Consider the following 19,390-nt stretch of genomic DNA (forward strand, 5'->3'; position numbering starts at 1 on the left):
GGCGAAAGAAAGGACGTTTCGTTTACTGTTTCAATTTAATGCCCGCTATCTGCTGTGTCGATATGACGAATATGTTTGAGATTAACCCCGATGATGACAACAGACAGTAAGACGAACGCACTGCCGACATAAAACGGCAGGTTAGCATTGTAGATTTCAGCCAATTTACCGGCCATGAATGGCGCGATGGCTGCCCCGAGAAAACGTAAGAAACTGTATGCAGCGGATGCTGTCGAACGTTCGACCGGTGCTGCATCCATGACGGCTGTCGTAATCAAGGTGTTGTTATTCCCGAGAACTGCCCCAGCAAGAATGACACAGACGATGACGACAGCTGGTGTTTCCGTAAAGATCCCCATTAACAATAACAAGACAGCAAACAGGAGAAGCATCAGTACCATTGCTTTAATTGTGCCGAGCCATTGTTTTAATTTTGGTGCTGTTAACACGGATGTCAACGCAAGCAACATTCCCCAACCGAGGAAGACGAAACCGAGTCCTTTTGCCGGTAATTTCATGACGAACGGTGCATAGGCCATGATCGTGAAGAATCCGACGTTATATAAGGCGGCGACGATTCCGAGCGTCAGTAAAGACCGGTGTTTCATGGCCTGGAACGGCGCAATCAACGAAATCTTTTTCGCCGGTGTTGCGGTTGCGACCGGTTTCGGCATCAGGAATAACAAGACGAGGAACGCGATGACCATGATCGTCGCAACACCCATGAAAGGTGCGCGCCATGTGATTGAACCGAGTGTTCCGCCGAGCAGTGGACCGATTGAAATCCCGAGACCGACTGCTGCTTCATATAAGATGATTGCTTTCGCCGTTCCGCCGGATGACAGCGAGACGATTGCTGCAAGTGCTGTTGCAACGAACAGTGCATTCCCGAGTCCCCAACCACCGCGTAACGCGACGAGTGTCCAGATGCTGTCGGCTTGTGATGCAAAACCGGCAACCGTAGCGATGACGGCAATCCCGAGCATCAGTGTTCCTTTTTGACCGATCCGCGAAGAAATCGCACCGGTGATCAGCATCGCAAACGCCATGACGGCGTTATAGCTTGTAAATAAGAGTGTGACTTCACTTTTGGAAGCTTCCAGGTTTTCAGCAATCGTCGGTAAAACCGGATTGACGAGCCCCATTCCCATGAATGCCGTGATACTGGCAAAAAATACGGCCCAAACAGCAATCGGTTGATGCAGCAAACCGTGTTTACTTTCCGCTAAGACTGTTTCAGGCGCAAGTGTTGTTGTTTTTTCAGCAAGAGCCATATAAATCCTTCTTTCTTAAATAAACTGTTTGAAGGAGTGACGGATGACGTCACCGCGACTGATGATTCCGACGAGCTTTCCGTCTTTGAGAATCGGTAATTTTTTAATTCGTTTTGCGCCGAGTGTCGCCGCAATTTCTTCCATTTCCGTTTCTGTCGTAGCCGTCACGACTTTCCGGCGTGCCATCTCCATGACCGGTCGCGTCAAGATGTGACGGACCCGTTCTTCGTAATTTTCGTCATCACCTTTGATGACATCGACGTACAAAAACGTATCGACAATGATGTCTTTATGTTTGCCGATGGCCCGCATGATATCGCCGTCGCTGATATAGCCGACGACTTCCTGCTCTCCGTTGACGACCGGAACCCCACTGATACCGGACGTGATAAAACGTTCAACCACCGTGCGGATCGTATCCTGTTCGTTGACGGTAATGACTGTTTCTTTCATCGATTGATAAGCTTTCATCGGAATTCTCCTTCATCAGATGCTGTAATTAAAAGATGTAATTAAAATAAGTTCATAACAATAAGTTTCACGATACAATTAAATAACATTTATGATTGTATAATACAACTATAACCTTGTCAAGAAGCCTGCCTTTGATTGACAGAGGACAGCTCGTGCGTAATGATGAGGGCAATGAATGCTAATGAGAGGTGACAACATGTCGAATCAATCCCTGGAAACAATCGAACTGGAACTGGCGATTCTCATTCGCCGTTTAACGACGGCAACGGCGGATAATCGGAACTTGGACCGTGCTTCCTACCTGCTTTTGCGCCAGTTATTACATTCTGGCCAAGTCGGTGTCAAAACCCTTGCCCGTGAGTTACAACTTGACGTCTCGACCGTCAGCCGGCAAGCTGCTGCGCTCGATCAGAAAAAATTAGTCGAAAAAATAAAAGACCCGACAGACGGCCGGGCCTTCTTTTACAACATCACAGATTACGGTCAACAAGAGCTCGAAATTTACCGGACAGCCCGTTTAACAAGCATCGAACGGTTATTACATGACTGGCCGGATGAAGATGCCGAATCGTTCGGTCGGTTGCTGAAACAGTTCAACCAAGCGTTACGGGAACGGTGAGTTTCTGAAAATACGAAATATCAGTCTAAAAAGAGGACGGATGCAAAATTCCGCTCTCTTTTTTTGTCCTTCATTAGATACGACTTCCGGTTAACCGATTGTCACCTTTTGCTGAATCCGCTCAATCTGCTCCGGTGTCGTCCGACAACATCCGCCGATTAACCGGGCACCTGCGGCATACCATTCCGGAGCAATGTCTTCAAACGCTGTACACACTGTTTCACCGGACCAGGTCTTGCTGACCGGATCATACTGCTCACCGGAATTCGGATAGACGATAATCGGGACATCCGTCAGTTGTTTTAATGTCGTGATGAACTCTGTCGCAATCGATGCCGGAAAACAGTTCGCGCCGATCGCCGCCAGTTGCGGATGATCTCCTAACGCTTCGATACATTCACTCAACGGTGTTCCTTCACTGATGTGTGTTGCGTCACGCAGGGAAAAGGCAAGCCAGGCCGATTGTTCCGGAAACTCCTCGAGCAGCCGGAACAGCATTTTCGCTTCCTGCAAGGAGGGAATCGTCTCAAATGCCAACACGTCCGCCCCTGCCGCGATTAACGCTTCCAGACGAGGACGGTGGAAAGCTTCAAGTTGCGCATCGTCGACTCCGTAATGACCGATGTATTCGGATCCGTCCGAGAGATAGGCACCATAAGGACCAATCGATCCCGCAATCAAAGCGTGATCCGCTGCCGGTCCGGTTTCCGCACGTGCCTGCTGTGCCAGATAGACCGTTTGTTTCATCAGCTCGATCGCTTCCTCTTCTTTAATCCCCCGGCTGCTGAAGCCGGCGACACTCGCTTGGTAGCTGGACGTGATGGCGCAATCCGCCCCGATTTTAAAATAATCCGCATGGACGCGGTGAATCTGTTCCGGTTCTTCAAGCAGTACCCGGGCCGACCAAAGCGGATCATCGAGATTTCTCCCATGGCGTTCAAGTTCCGTCGCCAGTGCTCCGTCCAATAAAATATAGGGTTTTTCTTTTAACAGTTGTTCAACTGGATTGTTGTTCTTTGACATCTTCCACACTCCGTTTCCATGATGTTTTTGTCAGATGATGAACGATGTAACAGACCGCGATAAACGGAACCCCGAAATAGAGGGCGACCCGTTGCGTCGGATCAAAGGCGATTCCGATCAATGAAGCCAAACACATTAAAAACGACAGAATCGGTACAAACGGATACCAGGGCGTCCGGTAAACCAAATCGTTTAGATCATGCCCCTCTTGCAGATAGCGCTTGCGGAACATGAACTGTGAGGCGCTGATACTCATCCAGACAACGACGACTGCCAGTCCCGAGATCGAGACAAGCGCAATGTAGACGGAACCCGGTGCATAGACGCTGGAGAACAGGGCAAGCAGACCACCGAGCATACTGAAGAGAACGGCACGTGTCGGTACTCCGCTCGCATTTAATTTAGAAAAGTACGGCGTAATCATCCGTTGATCGGATAAAGACCAAAGCATCCGTGATGCGGCGTACAGACCGGAGTTCGCTGCCGATAAAATCGCTGTCAGGATGACGAAGTTCATGATGTCTGCTGCAAACGGGAGACCGATCCGTTCGAACACGGCAACGAACGGACTTTCGAGCACTCCTTTTGAGTCATTCGGTAACAGAATCGCGAGCACAATGATCGTTCCGACAAAAAATAGCACGAGCCGGAAGACAGTCGTTCGAATGGCCAGCGGCACCGTTCGTTTCGGATCAACGGCTTCACCTGCCGCAATCCCGATCAACTCTGTTCCGGAATAGGCAAAGTTGACCGCGAGCATGGTCATCAAGATGGCGAATGCTCCGTGTGGAAACAGTCCACCCTCCGTCAAAGGAGCAAGCATCGGAGCCTGAGATCCCTCGGCAAGCGGTAAAAATCCGACGATTGCCGCTGTCCCTAAGACGATGAACACTAAAATCGTCAGCACCTTGACGGCGGAAAACCAAAATTCGACTTCTGCGAACAATCGAACCGTCAAGACGTTAATCCCTAAAATCATGACAACGAATAACGTGCTGAACAGCCAGACCGGAACGTCCGGAAACCAGCGTTGCATCAATAAACCGGCCGCCGTAAACTCTGAACCGAGCGCAACCGTCCAAGTCAGCCAGTAGAGCCAGGCGACGGTATAACCTGTTCCGGACCCAAGATATTTTGTCGCGTAACTGTGAAAGGCACCGGTTTCCGGCATATGTACGCTCAACTCTCCTAAACAGAGCATGACGAGATATACGGCAAGCGCTCCGACCAGGTACGATAAAATCGTGCCGACACGCCCTGCCTGCTCCAGCGTATACCCTGTACTTAAAAATAATCCCGTCCCGATGACACCGCCAAGTGACAGCATGACGATATGCCGGGATTCCATTTTCCGACGAAACGTTCCTTCTTTCATTGCTCCTCCACACTCCTCTTTCTCTCATAAAATAAAAAACGCACCCACATACATGGGTGCGTCGGTCGACAATAAAAAGAAGCTTATCGATCGGGTACGGCACCCGCAGGAATTAGCACAGTATCTTTCGACCTGTTGCTGAGGCTTCAAAGGGCCAGTCCCTCCACCTCTCTGGATAAGAATGTAATTTTTCATAACAGTACCAACCCCGTTCTGATATTGTCAACACAATTCAGAATTTATCATACAAAAAAACGTCTTACACCAAATTGGTATAAGACGTCTGTCGCTTATTTTTTCGCAAACAAATCGGCAGTCTTCAATGCCATTCGAACCGCTTTCCGGTTCAATGTGCCTTGTTGATGCTTCATTTCTTTTGTTTGATTGTTCAACTTGCCTTGAAGTGACTTGATTTTCTTATCTTTTTCAGCCATTTTTGCTTTATCGCGTTTTTGAGCAGCCACGATTTTTTGCTCTTCGGCTGGGAAGTATGATTCAAAACGTGAAACAGCTTCTTCGATGCTGATTCCTGTGATCGGTTTAACGACCGGGAGCAACTCTGCTTTTGCCATTTCGCGATCAAACGGAACGTTCTCCGGATAGTTCGTTTCTTTATAGATGTGCTCTAAATCATTTGTGTTCAAGAAATCAACGAAGTTGTCGAAGTTACGTGCCTGAACACGTGTCGGGCTTTGGAAGTCCGCCGACTCAATCACATCCGACAAGCGTGTGCTGTCCGTGATGTCATTTGCCCAGATGTGTGTCAATTGGTGATAATCCGTTAATTCACGCATCCGTGCATCTTTCGGAATCAGGATACTTGGTGTTCCGGCAAGTGTTGCCGTGATGTTACCGTGAAGACGTGCTCCGAAGCTGAAGTCAGCTTCTTTCAAGAAGTCGATCCATGTCTGTGCGTTCAGGAAGAAACGGACACGGTCGTTCATGTAAGTCGGATCCGACATCTTGACCGGATAGTTCGTGACCGATAAGTCAGCAATCGGATGTGTCCCTGTGTACGTCAAGCGTAACTCTTTCATCCATTGCGGGATGAAGTAATGGTTCGGGTACTCTTCCATTCCGCGTGTGATGAAGTTAAGGACGTTTTGCGGTGCAAGACGTGACGAGTTGACACCGATCATTGAATCTTTTGTGATATTCGTTTCACGAATTTTCAAATCACGACCAAACGCATACATCGATGGGCAACCGATGACTTTGTGATCGATTCCTTCGCGGAAACCAAGACGCGTCAAATATTTTGATGTGATTTCGCCGCGAAGTCCAAGCATGCTTGAGCGCTCAAGAACTGCGCTGACAAACGCTTTAACGTCTTCATCAAATGAGAAACCGTCGTTTAAATTCGCTTCAAACGGTGCGCGTAAACCGACACCGATGACGACGACCGGAATCTTTAGTTTTTTAATCAATTTTGTATATTTACGAAGTGTCGGGACGAATTCTTTACGGAATGCATCAGCGAGTGGAATGACATATAAATCGAAGTTCGCATTGATTTCATCTGCACGCTCTTCTTCATAGTAGTAGTAATCCGGTGTGATCGTCGTGCCCTCTGTCATCAAGGTGCGGAAAATACTGTATTGATAAATCAGGTTTCCGACGTTCCCTCCGATTGAGTTATGCTTCATCAAATATTCTGCGTCGAACTGTTCAAACGGTGTCATACCCGCACGGATAATAATACGTTTCATGTAAAATAATTCCCCTCTCACTTCTGTTTTCATTTAAAAAATATAAAATATATTTTGCTTTTTTAACCATCTTGTCTTTTCAAGGATAGTTGAATGCAATTCAGCAAGTCAACGAATAGCTGAAAATTACACATTATTGTGGATTATGAAAAATATAGGCTCAATACAACCTAACAAATGTTCCCTATATAACAACTAGTTAAACATCTTTTCTCGACATACGATAAATTTTGAGATTTGCATAAATCGCCGGCAACATCACTTGCGTCGCTTCATCTTTCGAAAGAAGTGTGCCGAACAAATGAGCTGACTCGACTTCATTACCTTTCTCCATGTCACGTTGTAAGGACGACTTCATCGTTTCATCCATTTGTGCGATCTGTTGCTGTTGAATCTGTTCAATCCCATCACTGAACACAGCACCTTGGCGTTCCATCGCTTCTTTGGCTTCCGTTGCCAGGCGGCGGATCATCATCATTCCTTCTTCCTGCGAACGAATCGGACCGATTGCTGAACGGAAAAGCGACGTCACACCGGAAAACGTCGTGATGAACAGATACTTATTCCACATATCGCGGATAATCGTATCTGAATAGTTGATCGGAGCCGCTGTTCCGGTCAAATGCTGTTTCAATTCTTCCAAGCGGTCTGTCCGCGTTCCCGGCAATGGACCAAATAACAGATGGTGGGACGGACTCGTCTGTACGATGTGTCCTTTTCCATCAAGCGTTGATTCGATGAAACAGAGTCCGCCCAGCACACGTTCCGCTCCGAAGTGTTGCTCCAGTTGCTTTAAATGGGCCATTCCGTTTAGCAACGGCAAAATATATGTATCGGTTGCGACGAACGGTTCGATGTCCTCTAACACCTGCTCCAGATGATAGGCCTTGGTCGATAAAAGAATGACATCAAACGTTCCTTTTTCTCCGGTCCGGATCAGACGCGGAGAACAGGTAATATCTCCATGCAGACTCTTGACCTGAAGTCCCGCACGCAATTCCTCAAACCGGCGTTCACGGACTAAAAATGTGACGTCTTCCCCTTTTTCCGCCAATCGTGCCCCGAAATAACCACCGACGGCACCGGCACCGACTACTAAAATTTTCATTTTATCCCTCCATCTGACTGATGTCTTCCGATCTGTTCTACGCTTTCGTTCTCTAGCCTATCACATCGAAAAGCCGTAATTTTGATAAAGATGACAATTTAATTAAAGCGCTTGCATTTTAGTTTTCCTCGTTTATACTACTTGTATACAAGTATACTTATTCGACAAAGAGGGTGTTTTTTATGTCTGATCTTTTATACCCGATTAAATGGTTATCAAAAGCATCCGCCGGTGATCGTGTCGCCCATGAACTGCGGATGCGGATCATTTCCGGCAAGATCGAGAGCGGTACCGTCCTATCCGAAAACAAACTGGCTGCTGATTTTTCCGTCAGCCGGTCTCCTGTCCGGGATGCCCTGAAGGTATTGGCGTCAGAACGCATCATCCGGTTGGAACGCATGGGCGCCGTCGTCGTCGGACTGTCCAAACAAGACATCCAGGAAATTTACGATGTCCGTCTGTTAATCGAGACGTTCGTCTTCGAGCGGATCGTTAAGATGGATCGAAAGGACCTGGTTCGTGAACTGAGCAAGGTGCTCGAAATGATGAAAATTGCCGTCAAATACAAAGACGCAGATGAATTTTCCTATCAGGATGTTTTGTTCCATGAAACAATTATCCGGTCAATTGACCACGGATACGTCAGCATGATGTGGCAGAATCTCAAACCTGTCATGGAAAGCTTCATCCTGCTGTCGATGCGTCAACGAATCGAAGACGATATAGAAGATTTTGACCGGATTCTCGAGAACCATGCCCTCTACATCGAAGCAATCGAGACCGGCGACCGCAAACGAATGATTGCTTCGCTGCATCAGAACTTCGATGATGTGCAAGAAGTTGAGGATTTATGGAAATCGCAACAACTGATGACGAAAGGAGTCGAACCACATGACTGAACACATGCTAGGGATTGATATCGGGACGACGAGCACCAAAGCCGTACTCTTTACGACAAAAGGGGAAGTCGTCGGACAAACGAACGTCGGTTATCCGCTGCACACGCCGAATCGTTCGACGGCGGAGCAGGATCCGGAAGAGATCTTCCATGCCGTGCTCGAAAGCATCCGGTTGATGACGAAACAACATCCGACCGAGCAACCGAAGTTCGTCGCCTTCAGCAGTGCGATGCACAGCTTGATTGCGATAGATGAACACGATCAACCGCTGACCGCCTGCATCACGTGGGCCGACAGCCGGAGCGAAGTCTGGTCGAACCGAATCAAGGAACAGTACGGTTACTCGATTTATCACCGCACCGGAACTCCGGTCCATCCGATGTCGCCGCTCAGTAAGATTTGCTGGCTCGTCGAAGAACATCCGGACATTGCCGCGCGGACGAAAAAATACATCGGCATCAAGGAATTTGTCTTCCAGCGTCTGTTTGGACAATATGTCATCGACCATTCACTCGCTTCAGCGACCGGTTTATTCAACATCCATGATCTCGACTGGGATGCGGAAGCGTTACAGGTCGCAGGCATCGATGCAACCAAATTGTCGCGACCGGTTTCGACGACAACGTCCTTTACCGATTTAGCACCGGAATACGCCAAACAAATTGGCCTAGATCCTTCTACACCGTTCCTGATCGGGGCAAGCGACGGCGTCCTGTCGAATCTCGGGGTTAACGCGATCCGGAAAGGCGAAATCGCCATTACGATCGGAACGAGCGGCGCCATCCGGACGATCATCGACCGTCCGCAAACGGATGAAAAAGGCCGGATCTTCTGTTACGCCTTAACCGAGAACCATTGGGTCATCGGTGGACCGGTCAATAACGGCGGCATGGTCTTACGCTGGATTCGTGACGAACTGGCCTCGGCGGAAGTCGAGACCGCGAAACGTCTTGGTATTGATCCATATGCCGTCCTGACGAAAATCGCCGAACGCGTCCGTCCCGGATCAGACGGTTTACTGTTCCACCCGTATTTGTCAGGCGAACGGGCTCCGCTTTGGAATCCGGATGTCAGCGGTTCTTTCTTCGGCTTGACGCTGTCACACAAAAAGGAACATATGATTCGGGCCGCCCTCGAAGGTGTCATTTATAACTTGTACACTGTCTTCCTGGCGCTCATCGAATGTATGGATGGTCCGGTCACACGGATTCAGGCAACCGGGGGGTTCGCCCGTTCTGAAGTGTGGCGTCAAATGATGGCGGATATTTTCGAATCGGAAGTCGTCATTCCGGAAAGTTTTGAAAGTTCATGTCTCGGGGCCTGTATTCTCGGATTGTATGCGACAGGGGAAGTCGATTCGTTCGAAGTGGCAGCAGACATGATAGGCGATACACATCGCCATGTGCCAAATGAGGAAGCAATGCACGAATACCGTCAGTTACTGCCGATCTTCATCAGTTTGGCACGTGTCCTGGAAACGGATTATCGACGCATCGCTACGTATCAACGGGGTCTGATTCAAAAAGAAATTTAATTTAAGTTTTTGGGGGAAGTCACATGCCATTAGTCATTGTTGCTATCGGGATTATTCTGTTACTCGTTTTAATTATGGGGTTAAAATTAAACACGTTCGTTTCTTTAATCATCGTCTCGTTTGTCGTCGCTTTACTGCTTGGAATGCCGCTTGATCAAATCGTCACGACGATTGAAGCCGGTCTCGGCGGCACGCTTGGTCACCTCGCCTTAATCTTCGGACTCGGTGCCATGCTCGGGAAATTGATTGCTGATGCAGGCGGTGCGCAACGGATCGCGATGACGCTTGTCGCGAAGTTTGGGGAAAAGAACATTCAATGGGCTGTCGTTGTCGCCTCATTCATCATCGGGATTGCGTTATTCTTTGAAGTCGGCTTGGTGTTGTTGATTCCAATCGTCTTCGCCATCTCACGTCAGTTACGCGTCTCGATCTTGTATCTCGGGATTCCGATGGTTGCTGCCCTTTCCGTCACACACGGTTTTCTTCCGCCACACCCGGGCCCGACCGTTATTGCCGGAGAATACGGAGCTGACCTTGGTCAAGTTCTCTTATACGGCTTTATTGTAGCCGTACCGACCGTCATCATTGCAGGACCCATCTTTACAAAAATTGCGAAACGAATCGTTCCGGAATCCTTTAAAAAGACGGGCAACATTGCGTCACTGGGGGAACAAAAAGAATTTAATTTAGACGAGACACCAGGATTCGGTATCAGTGTCTTCACAGCGATGCTGCCTGTCCTCCTGATGTCGATCGCAACGATTTTAACGTTATTGCAAAAAACGCTTGGTTGGGAAAGTAACAGTGTTTTATCTGCCGTTCAATTCATCGGAAACGCATCGACGGCGATGCTGATTTCCTTGCTTTTCGCTATCTACACGATGGGACTGGCGCGTCAGATTCCCATTAAAACCGTCATGGATTCTTGTACGACGGCCATCACACAAATCGGAATGATGCTACTGATCATCGGCGGCGGCGGTGCCTTTAAGCAGGTCCTGATTGACGGCGGTGTTGGTAAGTTCGTCGCTCAGATGTTTGAAGATACGACATTATCACCAATTTTACTCGCATGGATCATCGCCGCCATCTTACGGATTTCACTTGGTTCGGCAACCGTCGCTTCACTGACGACAGCCGGGCTCGTCATTCCGTTGCTTGGTCAATCGGATGTCAATCTCGCACTTGTCGTCCTCGCAACGGGAGCCGGCAGTTTGATCGCTTCACACGTCAACGACGCCGGGTTCTGGATGTTTAAAGAATATTTTGGATTAACGATGAAAGAAACTTTCGCGACGTGGACCTTGCTTGAGACAATCATTTCCGTCTTCGGACTTGGATTCGTCCTCCTGCTCAGTCTCGTCGTCTAAAAAAGGAGTCGGTATACTATGCTACATTCAATCGGAGTCATCGGACTGGGCGTCATGGGGCGCAACATCGCCCTCAACATGGCAAGTCATCAGGAAGACGTCGCTGTCTATAACTACACCCGTGATTTAACGGATGACTTAATGGCACATAACGAAGGATTGTCGCTACATCCTTATTACGAGGTCGCAGATTTTGTCCAATCCCTTGCCCGTCCACGAAAAATTTTCGTCATGGTTACGGCAGGAAGTGCGATTGATTCGGTCATCGAGTCCCTGATTCCGCATCTTGAAGCAGGCGACATCATCATGGACGGTGGAAACTCGCATTTCCATGATACGGAACGCCGCTTTGATCAGTTGCAACAACACGGAATCGAATACATCGGTGTCGGCGTCTCCGGCGGTGAAGTCGGTGCGCGAACCGGCCCTGCCATCATGCCGGGCGGTACAAAAGAAGCCTACGAACAAGTCGCGCCGATTTTGACGAAGATTGCGGCACAAGTGAACGGCGAACCGTGTTGCGTCTACATCGGACCAAAAGGGGCCGGCCACTTCGTCAAGATGGTTCACAACGGGATCGAATATGCCGACATGCAGCTGATCGCGGAAGCGTACAGTTTCCTCCGGGTTCGTCTCGGACTCGACGTCGAAGAAATCGCGGATGTCTTCGCATCTTGGAATGAAGGCGAGCTGAAAAGTTATCTGATCGAGATTACAGCTGATATTCTCCGCAAAAAAGATGACGAAACCGGTCTTCCGTTGATTGATGTCATCCTGGATCAAGCCGGTCAAAAAGGGACAGGCAAATGGACGAGCATGCAATCGATTGATAACGGGATTGCTTCGTCCATCATTACGGAAGCCCTCTTCGCCCGCTATCTTTCTGCCGTCAAAGAAGAACGTGTCGCTGCTGCTTCCGTCCTCGGTGGACCGGAAGCCCGTGAGATGCTCGATAAAGACGTCTGGATCGAACGGATCCGCCAAGCGCTCTACATGGGGAAAATCGCGGCTTACGCGCAAGGGTTCACACAGTACCGGACGTCATCCGAACTATACGACTGGAACTTACGTCTTGAAGAAATCGCCTTGATTTTCCGAGGCGGCTGTATCATCCGTGCCGAGTTCCTCAATGTCATCAGTGAGGCGTTTGCGAAAGACGAGTCGCTTGCGAACTTAATGCTTGCACCGTACTTCGCGGACAAAGTTCAGGCCTATCAAACGTCACTGCGTCAGGTGGTCGCTGAAAGTTCATTATCCGGACTCGCTGCTCCGTGTCTCAGCACATCGCTGACCTATTACGACAGCTACCGGACGGCGAACTCCAATGCGAACATCTTGCAAGCCCAGCGTGATTATTTCGGAGCCCATACGTATGCCCGGACCGATCGCGAAGGAACGTTCCATACGGACTGGCAGTAACTTATACAGCTTTCATTTCCTGTTTCATTTAAGGAAATGGAAGTTCTTTTTTTGTTCACACTTTGTTTATCAGAATAGGAAATTGCAGGTTATGTCTTGACAAAACTAAGCGTCTATATGAAATTAGTATTAGATTAGAATTATTCTAGTGTGATAGATACAGTTTTTACTTTCTACTAGAACAGATTCTTAAATAGAACCCAACAGGAGGATTTTTATCATGTCTTTAATCGGAAGTGAAGTAAAACCATTTAGTGCATCAGCATTCCACAACGGAGAGTTCGTCGATCTTACAGATGCCAACCTTCGTGGAAAATGGAGTGTCGTTTGTTTCTACCCAGCAGACTTTACATTCGTTTGCCCGACTGAGCTCGAAGATCTTCAAAACCAATACGCAACACTCAAAGCGCTCGACGTTGAAGTGTACTCAGTTTCAACAGACACGCACTTTACACATAAAGCATGGCACGAAACTTCAGAAACAATCGGTAAAATCGAGTACGTCATGATTGGTGACCCGTCACACGTCATCTCACGTAACTTCGAAGTCTTAAACGAGCAAGACGGACTTGCAGACCGCGGGACGTTCATCATCGATCCAGACGGTGTCATCCAAACAGTTGAAATCAACGCTGGCGGAATCGGCCGTGACGCAAGCACACTCGTCAACAAAATCAAAGCAGCACAATACGTACGCAACAATCCAGGCGAAGTTTGCCCAGCTAAATGGGAAGAAGGTTCTGCAACACTTACACCGAGCCTTGACCTCGTCGGAAAAATTTAAGGAGCGGATTTGAGATGGCTTTAGCAGCAGATATTAAAGCACAACTCGCTCAATACCTCGATTTATTGGAAGGAGATCTTGTCCTCGCGGTCAGCGCCGGGACAGACTCCGTTTCTCTTGAGATGAGCGAGCTCGTCGAAGAAATCGCGAGCATGTCACCACGCATCAGCATCGAACAGGCGGCCTTGCCGCGGACACCAAGCTTCAGCGTCAACCGTGTCGGGGAAGAGAGCGGGATTACGTTTGCCGGGATTCCACTCGGTCACGAGTTCACGTCCCTCGTCTTGGCGTTACTCCAAGTCAGCGGTCGCGCGCCGAAAATCGACGCCGCACTGATCGACCAGATCAAAGGTATCAAAGAAACGTATCATTTCGAATCGTACATCAGTCTCAGCTGCCACAACTGTCCGGATGTCGTTCAAGCCCTAAACGTCATGAGTGTTCTGAACCCGAACATCAACCACACGATGATTGACGGCGGTGCCTTTAAACAGGAAGTCGAAGCAAAAGAAATCATGGCTGTCCCGACAGTCTTCGTCAACGGCGAAGCGTTCGGAAACGGTCGGATGTCGCTCGAAGAGATTCTCGCAAAACTCGGCACAGGTGTCGACGCTTCTGATTTTGCGGACAAAGACCCGTACGACGTTCTTGTCGTCGGTGGCGGTCCTGCCGGTGCCAGTGCTGCGATTTATGCGGCACGTAAAGGTATCCGGACGGGAATCGTCGCGGAACGTTTCGGCGGTCAAGTCATGGATACAATGAGTATCGAGAACTTCATCAGCATGAAGTATACGGAAGGTCCGAAACTCGTGGCGAGTCTTGAAGAACACGTCAAAGAGTACGGGATCGATGTCATGAACCTTCAACGGGCGACACGTCTTGAGAAAAAAGACCTCGTTGAGCTGGAGCTTGAAAACGGTGCGGTCTTGAAAACAAAGAGTTTGATTCTCTCAACAGGAGCACGCTGGCGCAACATCGGTGTGCCGGGCGAACTTGAATTCAAGAATAAAGGGGTTGCGTACTGTCCTCACTGTGACGGTCCACTCTTCGAAGGAAAACGTGTCGCTGTCATCGGCGGCGGGAATTCCGGTGTCGAAGCGGCCATCGATCTTGCCGGTCTTGTCAAACATGTGACGGTGCTTGAATTTGCACCGGAACTGAAAGCGGACGCGGTCTTACAAGACCGTCTCGCGAGTCTTCCGAACGTCACGGTCGTTGCCAACGCCCAGACGAAGGAAATCACGGGTACGGATAAAGTGAACGGCATCACGTATGTCGAACGCGAAACAGGTGCTGAGCACCATGTCGAGCTCGAAGGCGTTTTCGTCCAGATCGGTCTTGTGCCAAATACAGACTGGCTCGGCGAAATAATCGAACGCAACAAGTTCGGTGAAATCCTTGTTGACCGTCATGGCGCAACGAACATCCCGGGTGTCTTTGCAGCCGGCGATTGTACGGACAGTGCTTACAAACAGATCATCATCTCGATGGGATCAGGTGCTACCGCAGCACTCGGTGCTTTCGATTATATGATTCGTAACTGATTATCGAAACGCTTTGCTTCGGCAAGGCGTTTTTTGATTGTAAAATCTAGTATGAACAGAATCGCTACGAACAAAAGAGAATTTTTCCCGTGCTTTTCTCGGGCGAGGCGCAAGCCGCGGCTTTGGCGACCAACAGGTCTTAAAGCCGGGTCTCGCCTGCCTCTACCAGCGCGTAAACGCGCTTTTTCCCGTAGAAGTCACGGAAAATCCCCTTTTAAGTTTGTACTTTCATTAGTAAAGATTCAGATTTAAACTGACCCCTATAAATTGGTCGAAATTGATACTTTTAGCTAGTCCAGAAATCTGATAGATTGAGAGTATTCAAAATCTATCATAAAGAAGGTCTGACACATGCAAAAAGCAGCATCGTATTCAAGCACTCGTACCCGGCAACTCGTCATCACTTCAATGTCGATTGCACTTGTTCTGATCACAACTCTGCTCGTTAAAATCCAGTTACCGATTGCTCCAAACGGCGGATTTGTCCATCTTGGAACAGCAATGTTATTCCTGATTGCGATTCTCTTCGGACCCCGGACGGCAATGATTGCCGGTGCAGTTGGAATGGGACTCTATGATATCCTGACCGGCTTCATGATTTGGTTCCCTGGAACATTTATCGCACGCGGTCTTCAAGGTTTAATCGTCGGTTGGATCGCATGGTCGGGCGGACGAAACGGAAATAACGTCAAATTTAATCTACTCGGGATGATTTTATCGGTTCCGGTAATGCTCGCTGTGTACTTTGTCCATGAAGGAATTGCCTTCAGCAGTTGGACAGCTCCAGTTGGTTCAATTCCGGGTAACCTCATCCAAAACGTCGTCGGAATTCTCGTCGCGATTCCAGTCGGGATTGCCCTAAAGAAAACACGTTTCTTCCGTCAACGCGGCTGATTTCACACAAACAACCCCGCTCTCTTCAAGAGAACGGGGCTTTTTTTGCTTCTTATGATGTGTTTAACGAATCGGTTGTGCTTCCGTTAATTCAAGTGTTTTGGTTGTTTCGGCGTGGATCTGATCAAAGAGTTCCGGATTCGCGACGAGTGACGTGCCGTACGATGGAATCATTTCTTTGATTTTTGCTTCCCAGCCAGGCAGTTGATCCGGGAAACACTTGGCCAGCACTTCCAGCATGACCGGTACGGCTGTTGAAGCGCCTGGTGATGCGCCGAGCAACGCTGCAACCGAACCGTCTGCCGCACTGACGACTTCCGTTCCGAACTGAAGTGTCCCCTTGCCTTGCGGTGTATCTTTGATGACCTGCACCCGTTGACCGGCAACGACGACATCCCAGTCTTCCGTCTTCGCGTTCGGAATGAACTCACGCAGTTCGTTCATCCGTTGCTCCGTCGACAGTAAGACCTGTTCGATCAAGTACTTCGTCAGTCCCATCTCTTTTGCGCCTGCCGCCAACATCGTCAAGACATTGTTCGGTTTGACCGATGTGATCAAATCAAGATTCGATCCCGTCTTGAGGAACTTCGGCGAGAAGCCGGCGAACGGTCCGAATAAGAGTGATTTTTGACCGTCGATGTAACGTGTATCCAAGTGCGGGACAGACATCGGCGGTGCGCCGACTTTCGCTTTCCCGTAGACTTTCGCATGATGACGCTCGGCGATTTCCGGGTTTTTACAGACGAGGAACAAGCCGCTGACCGGGAATCCGCCAATCTGTTTCGACTCCGGAATCCCTGTTTTTTGAAGCAACGGCAGACTGCCGCCACCACCGCCGATAAAGACGAACTTCGCGGTATGATGTTCAATCCGGTTGTCGCGTTCGTTTTTGACTTTGATTTCCCAGCCGCCGTCGACCCGTTTCAAGTCTTCGACCCCGTGACCGTAGTTGATTTCGACATCGAGTTGTTTCAAGTGATCAAACAGGATCCGTGTCAGTGCTCCGAAATTGACGTCTGTTCCCGAATCGATTTTTGTTGCTGCGATCGGCTCCGGTGACGTCCGGCCTTCCATGATTAACGGAATCCACTGCTTCAGCTGTTCCGGATCTTCCGAAAACTCCATCCCTTTAAACAACGGATTAGCTGATAGCGCTTCCAATCGTTTTTTCAGGAACGTGACGTTTTCCGCGCCTTCGACCATACTCATATGTGGAATCGGCATGATGAATTCTTTCGGATTCGGCAAAACTTGTTCTTTGACGAGGTGCGACCAAAATTGGCGCGACAGTTGGAACTGTTCGTTGACCTTAACGGCCTTGCTGATGTCGATCGTTCCGTCGGCATTTTCCGTCGTATAGTTCAGTTCGCAAAGTGCTGCGTGACCTGTCCCCGCGTTGTTCCATTCATTTGAACTTTCTTCCCCAGCACTCGCTAACTTCTCGAATACTTTAATATTCATGTCTGGCGCAAGCTCTTTTAATAAGACCCCTAGTGTTGCGCTCATGACTCCGGCACCAATTAAAATAACATCTGTTTGTTTAGGCATACTGCTCATGATATCCTTCCTATCCCCGTTTGATATTATGGACCTGTCATACCAGTTGAAAGCGCTCGTATGACGACAACTTACCTTTCCAGTATAACCCTATCACAGGTCGTTCATAAATTAAAATATCGGGTGTTTCCCACTAAAAATAAATCTGCTTTCCCTGAATTGAATACGCACATCCTGAGACATACTTTCAGGGAAAGCGGATATATACTCTTATAGAAGAAAAAGGGGGAACGATTCATGGCGACACGCTGGATTTTCGGCAATCAACTCAGTCACAGCTTACCGCTTCTGACGGAAGCCGATCCGAAAGAGGACATCATCCTGATGGTCGAAGCAACGTCCCGCTCGACCTGGAAAGCGTATCATAAACAAAAACTGGTGCTGATTTTTTCAGCGATGCGTCATTTCGCAGACGAACTTCGGGACAAAGGATTTACGGTCGATTACCGGGAAGCGGACTCGTTTGACGAAGCGTGGAAGCAGCACCAAAAGACGTACCAACCGACGCATCTCCTGTATACAGCTATCACAGACGAACCGATGCGCCGTGCCCTGCAAAAATTTCAGGATACTCTCGCGAAAACGATCACCGTCGACGTCTGTTCCGACGTTCCGCTCTTTTTATTGACGCAGGACGAAGCCATCGCACTGCTAGGGGATAAACCGTGGAAGATGGACCGGTTTTACCGGCAGCTTCGCAAAGACCATCGCTTGTTGATGAATGGAAATAAACCGGTCGGCGGAAAGTGGTCGTTTGATGCGGAGAATCGGAAATCGGCGAAGGATGGTGTGGATTTTAAAGCACCGATCCGATTCCGACCGGATCAGATCACGCGTGATGTCATCCACAAAGTCGAGACGACGTTTGCCGATCATCCAGGTCAGATTAAAACGTTCCACTGGCCGGTCACCCGAACAGAAGCCCAGCGCGCGCTCGCCCGGTTCATTGAGGAACGGCTAGAGACATTCGGCACTTATCAGGATGCGATGCTAACGGGAGAGGATACGTTATCGCACTCCCTGCTCTCTTCATCAATCAATATCGGGTTACTGTCACCTAACGAAGTCATCAAAGCGGCGGCCGCCGCACTGGAAGAGCAGGACGCACCTCTCAATGCCGTCGAAGGATTCGTCCGGCAGATTCTCGGTTGGCGCGAATACATGCGGGCGGTTTATTTAAGTGAAATGCCGGGGTACGAACAGGTCAATGTCCTCAAACACAACCGTGACTTGCCGGACTTCTTCTGGGATGGTGAGACAACGATGACGTGTGTCGCGGAGTCGCTGCGACCTGTCATCGAAAATGCGCACAATCACCACATTCAGCGGCTGATGGTACTCGGGAACTTTGCCAATCTGTTTGAGATTTTCCCGCAGCAGACGGCGGATTGGTTCAACGAAATGTACATCGATGCCTATGACTGGGTCGTCCTATCGAATGTGCTCGGGATGGCCTTGCATGCCGACGGCGGTCTCCTGTCGACGAAACCGTATATTGCCTCGGCGAACTATATCCATAAGATGAGCGATTACTGCGGGAACTGTCCCTTTAACCAGAAGGATGCGCTTGGCGACAATGCCTGTCCGTTCAACGCCTTATACTGGGACTTCATCGCCCGGCACGAGGAACGTTTCTCCGGCAACCAACGGATGTCGATGATGTACCGGCAGTGGGCAAAACGGGACAAAGCGGATCAGCAGGCGATTCGCAAAAAGGCGACCGCCTTGAAGAAACAGCTGGCGGATGGAGCGTTTCACAGCTGAGTATCGTCTCAACAAATAAGACCCGGTTCCCTGCCTTACTTGG

At 49.2% G+C, this 19,390-nt stretch carries 16 protein-coding genes and 1 riboswitch; of the genes, 9 read left to right on the forward strand and 7 right to left on the reverse strand.

The features are described from left to right. Positions 1-35: 35 nt before the first annotated feature. Together KNP91_RS11045 and KNP91_RS11050 are read right to left on the reverse strand one after the other, a co-directional pair. The gene (locus tag KNP91_RS11045; RefSeq protein ID WP_131973547.1) at positions 36-1,274 is read right to left on the reverse strand and encodes an MFS transporter; all 1,239 of its coding nucleotides are present in this window, start codon (positions 1,272-1,274) and stop codon (positions 36-38) included. Between the two features lie 15 nt (positions 1,275-1,289). Continuing rightward, a complete protein-coding gene (locus KNP91_RS11050) occupies positions 1,290-1,745 on the reverse strand; it encodes a CBS domain-containing protein (RefSeq protein ID WP_012371849.1) in 456 nt (151 codons plus the stop codon). 199 nt (positions 1,746-1,944) lie between these two features. Here KNP91_RS11050 and KNP91_RS11055 point away from each other — a divergent pair, with 199 nt between their 5' ends. Next, a complete protein-coding gene (locus KNP91_RS11055; RefSeq protein WP_214850098.1) occupies positions 1,945-2,367 on the forward strand; it encodes a MarR family winged helix-turn-helix transcriptional regulator in 423 nt (140 codons plus the stop codon). Between the two features lie 90 nt (positions 2,368-2,457). Here the strand turns inward: KNP91_RS11055 and mmuM are convergent, their stop codons facing one another. From mmuM to KNP91_RS11075, 4 genes are all read right to left on the reverse strand, one after another. After that, a complete protein-coding gene (gene mmuM, locus KNP91_RS11060; RefSeq protein ID WP_214766812.1) occupies positions 2,458-3,390 on the reverse strand; it encodes a homocysteine S-methyltransferase in 933 nt (310 codons plus the stop codon). After that, the gene (locus KNP91_RS11065; RefSeq protein ID WP_214850100.1) at positions 3,365-4,765 is read right to left on the reverse strand and encodes an amino acid permease; all 1,401 of its coding nucleotides are present in this window, start codon (positions 4,763-4,765) and stop codon (positions 3,365-3,367) included. Before KNP91_RS11065 ends, mmuM begins: the two co-directional genes overlap by 26 nt. Positions 4,766-4,845: 80 nt before the next feature. Beyond that, a riboswitch (SAM riboswitch) is annotated at positions 4,846-4,947 on the reverse strand. A gap of 108 nt (positions 4,948-5,055) precedes the next feature. After that, entirely contained in the window at positions 5,056-6,474 is a 1,419-nt protein-coding gene (locus tag KNP91_RS11070) for a polysaccharide pyruvyl transferase family protein (RefSeq protein ID WP_214850104.1), read from the reverse strand. Between the two features lie 199 nt (positions 6,475-6,673). Continuing rightward, positions 6,674-7,582 (reverse strand): ketopantoate reductase family protein, encoded by a 909-nt coding sequence (locus KNP91_RS11075; RefSeq protein WP_214850106.1) that lies wholly within the window; start codon positions 7,580-7,582, stop codon positions 6,674-6,676. A gap of 182 nt (positions 7,583-7,764) precedes the next feature. Here KNP91_RS11075 and KNP91_RS11080 point away from each other — a divergent pair, with 182 nt between their 5' ends. From KNP91_RS11080 to KNP91_RS11110, 7 genes are all read left to right on the forward strand, one after another. Continuing rightward, the gene (locus KNP91_RS11080; protein WP_114596740.1) at positions 7,765-8,481 is read left to right on the forward strand and encodes a GntR family transcriptional regulator; all 717 of its coding nucleotides are present in this window, start codon (positions 7,765-7,767) and stop codon (positions 8,479-8,481) included. Next, positions 8,474-10,015 carry a gluconokinase gene (gene gntK, locus KNP91_RS11085; protein ID WP_114596741.1) on the forward strand — a complete coding sequence of 514 codons (1,542 nt, stop codon included), beginning with the start codon at positions 8,474-8,476 and terminating at the stop codon, positions 10,013-10,015. Before KNP91_RS11080 ends, gntK begins: the two co-directional genes overlap by 8 nt. 23 nt (positions 10,016-10,038) lie before the next feature. Further along, positions 10,039-11,385 carry a GntP family permease gene (locus tag KNP91_RS11090; RefSeq protein ID WP_214850109.1) on the forward strand — a complete coding sequence of 449 codons (1,347 nt, stop codon included), beginning with the start codon at positions 10,039-10,041 and terminating at the stop codon, positions 11,383-11,385. 18 nt (positions 11,386-11,403) lie between these two features. After that, positions 11,404-12,804, forward strand: a complete 1,401-nt coding sequence (gene gnd, locus KNP91_RS11095; RefSeq protein WP_214766806.1) for a decarboxylating NADP(+)-dependent phosphogluconate dehydrogenase — start codon at positions 11,404-11,406, stop codon at positions 12,802-12,804. Between the two features lie 220 nt (positions 12,805-13,024). Next, complete coding sequence (gene ahpC / locus KNP91_RS11100; protein ID WP_012371860.1) at positions 13,025-13,588, forward strand: alkyl hydroperoxide reductase subunit C; 564 nt, start codon at positions 13,025-13,027, stop codon at positions 13,586-13,588. A gap of 14 nt (positions 13,589-13,602) precedes the next feature. Continuing rightward, positions 13,603-15,132 (forward strand): alkyl hydroperoxide reductase subunit F, encoded by a 1,530-nt coding sequence (gene ahpF / locus KNP91_RS11105; RefSeq protein WP_214850113.1) that lies wholly within the window; start codon positions 13,603-13,605, stop codon positions 15,130-15,132. 351 nt (positions 15,133-15,483) lie between these two features. Then, on the forward strand, positions 15,484-16,026 hold the full coding sequence (locus KNP91_RS11110; protein ID WP_214850116.1) for an ECF transporter S component: 543 nt from the start codon (positions 15,484-15,486) through the stop codon (positions 16,024-16,026). 63 nt (positions 16,027-16,089) lie between these two features. Here the strand turns inward: KNP91_RS11110 and KNP91_RS11115 are convergent, their stop codons facing one another. Next, the gene (locus KNP91_RS11115; protein ID WP_214850119.1) at positions 16,090-17,583 is read right to left on the reverse strand and encodes a malate:quinone oxidoreductase; all 1,494 of its coding nucleotides are present in this window, start codon (positions 17,581-17,583) and stop codon (positions 16,090-16,092) included. A gap of 237 nt (positions 17,584-17,820) precedes the next feature. On the opposite strand from KNP91_RS11115, the gene KNP91_RS11120 reads away from it, so the two are divergent. Next, positions 17,821-19,347, forward strand: coding sequence for a cryptochrome/photolyase family protein (locus tag KNP91_RS11120; RefSeq protein ID WP_214850121.1), 1,527 nt, complete (start codon positions 17,821-17,823; stop codon positions 19,345-19,347). The last annotated feature ends 43 nt before the right edge of the window (positions 19,348-19,390 follow it).

The sequence above is a fragment of the Exiguobacterium sp. s138 genome (genome assembly GCF_018618775.1).
GTDB classification, from domain to species: domain Bacteria; phylum Bacillota; class Bacilli; order Exiguobacteriales; family Exiguobacteriaceae; genus Exiguobacterium_A; species Exiguobacterium_A artemiae.

Coding starts and splice junctions, on each gene's coding strand:
- KNP91_RS11045 (WP_131973547.1), bottom strand. CDS start 1,274: ATGGCTCTTGCTGAAAAAACAACAACACTTGCGCCTGAAACAGTCTTA.
- KNP91_RS11050 (WP_012371849.1), bottom strand. CDS start 1,745: ATGAAAGCTTATCAATCGATGAAAGAAACAGTCATTACCGTCAACGAA.
- KNP91_RS11055 (WP_214850098.1), top strand. CDS start 1,945: ATGTCGAATCAATCCCTGGAAACAATCGAACTGGAACTGGCGATTCTC.
- mmuM (WP_214766812.1), bottom strand. CDS start 3,390: ATGTCAAAGAACAACAATCCAGTTGAACAACTGTTAAAAGAAAAACCC.
- KNP91_RS11065 (WP_214850100.1), bottom strand. CDS start 4,765: ATGAAAGAAGGAACGTTTCGTCGGAAAATGGAATCCCGGCATATCGTC.
- KNP91_RS11070 (WP_214850104.1), bottom strand. CDS start 6,474: ATGAAACGTATTATTATCCGTGCGGGTATGACACCGTTTGAACAGTTC.
- KNP91_RS11075 (WP_214850106.1), bottom strand. CDS start 7,582: ATGAAAATTTTAGTAGTCGGTGCCGGTGCCGTCGGTGGTTATTTCGGG.
- KNP91_RS11080 (WP_114596740.1), top strand. CDS start 7,765: ATGTCTGATCTTTTATACCCGATTAAATGGTTATCAAAAGCATCCGCC.
- gntK (WP_114596741.1), top strand. CDS start 8,474: ATGACTGAACACATGCTAGGGATTGATATCGGGACGACGAGCACCAAA.
- KNP91_RS11090 (WP_214850109.1), top strand. CDS start 10,039: ATGCCATTAGTCATTGTTGCTATCGGGATTATTCTGTTACTCGTTTTA.
- gnd (WP_214766806.1), top strand. CDS start 11,404: ATGCTACATTCAATCGGAGTCATCGGACTGGGCGTCATGGGGCGCAAC.
- ahpC (WP_012371860.1), top strand. CDS start 13,025: ATGTCTTTAATCGGAAGTGAAGTAAAACCATTTAGTGCATCAGCATTC.
- ahpF (WP_214850113.1), top strand. CDS start 13,603: ATGGCTTTAGCAGCAGATATTAAAGCACAACTCGCTCAATACCTCGAT.
- KNP91_RS11110 (WP_214850116.1), top strand. CDS start 15,484: ATGCAAAAAGCAGCATCGTATTCAAGCACTCGTACCCGGCAACTCGTC.
- KNP91_RS11115 (WP_214850119.1), bottom strand. CDS start 17,583: ATGAGCAGTATGCCTAAACAAACAGATGTTATTTTAATTGGTGCCGGA.
- KNP91_RS11120 (WP_214850121.1), top strand. CDS start 17,821: ATGGCGACACGCTGGATTTTCGGCAATCAACTCAGTCACAGCTTACCG.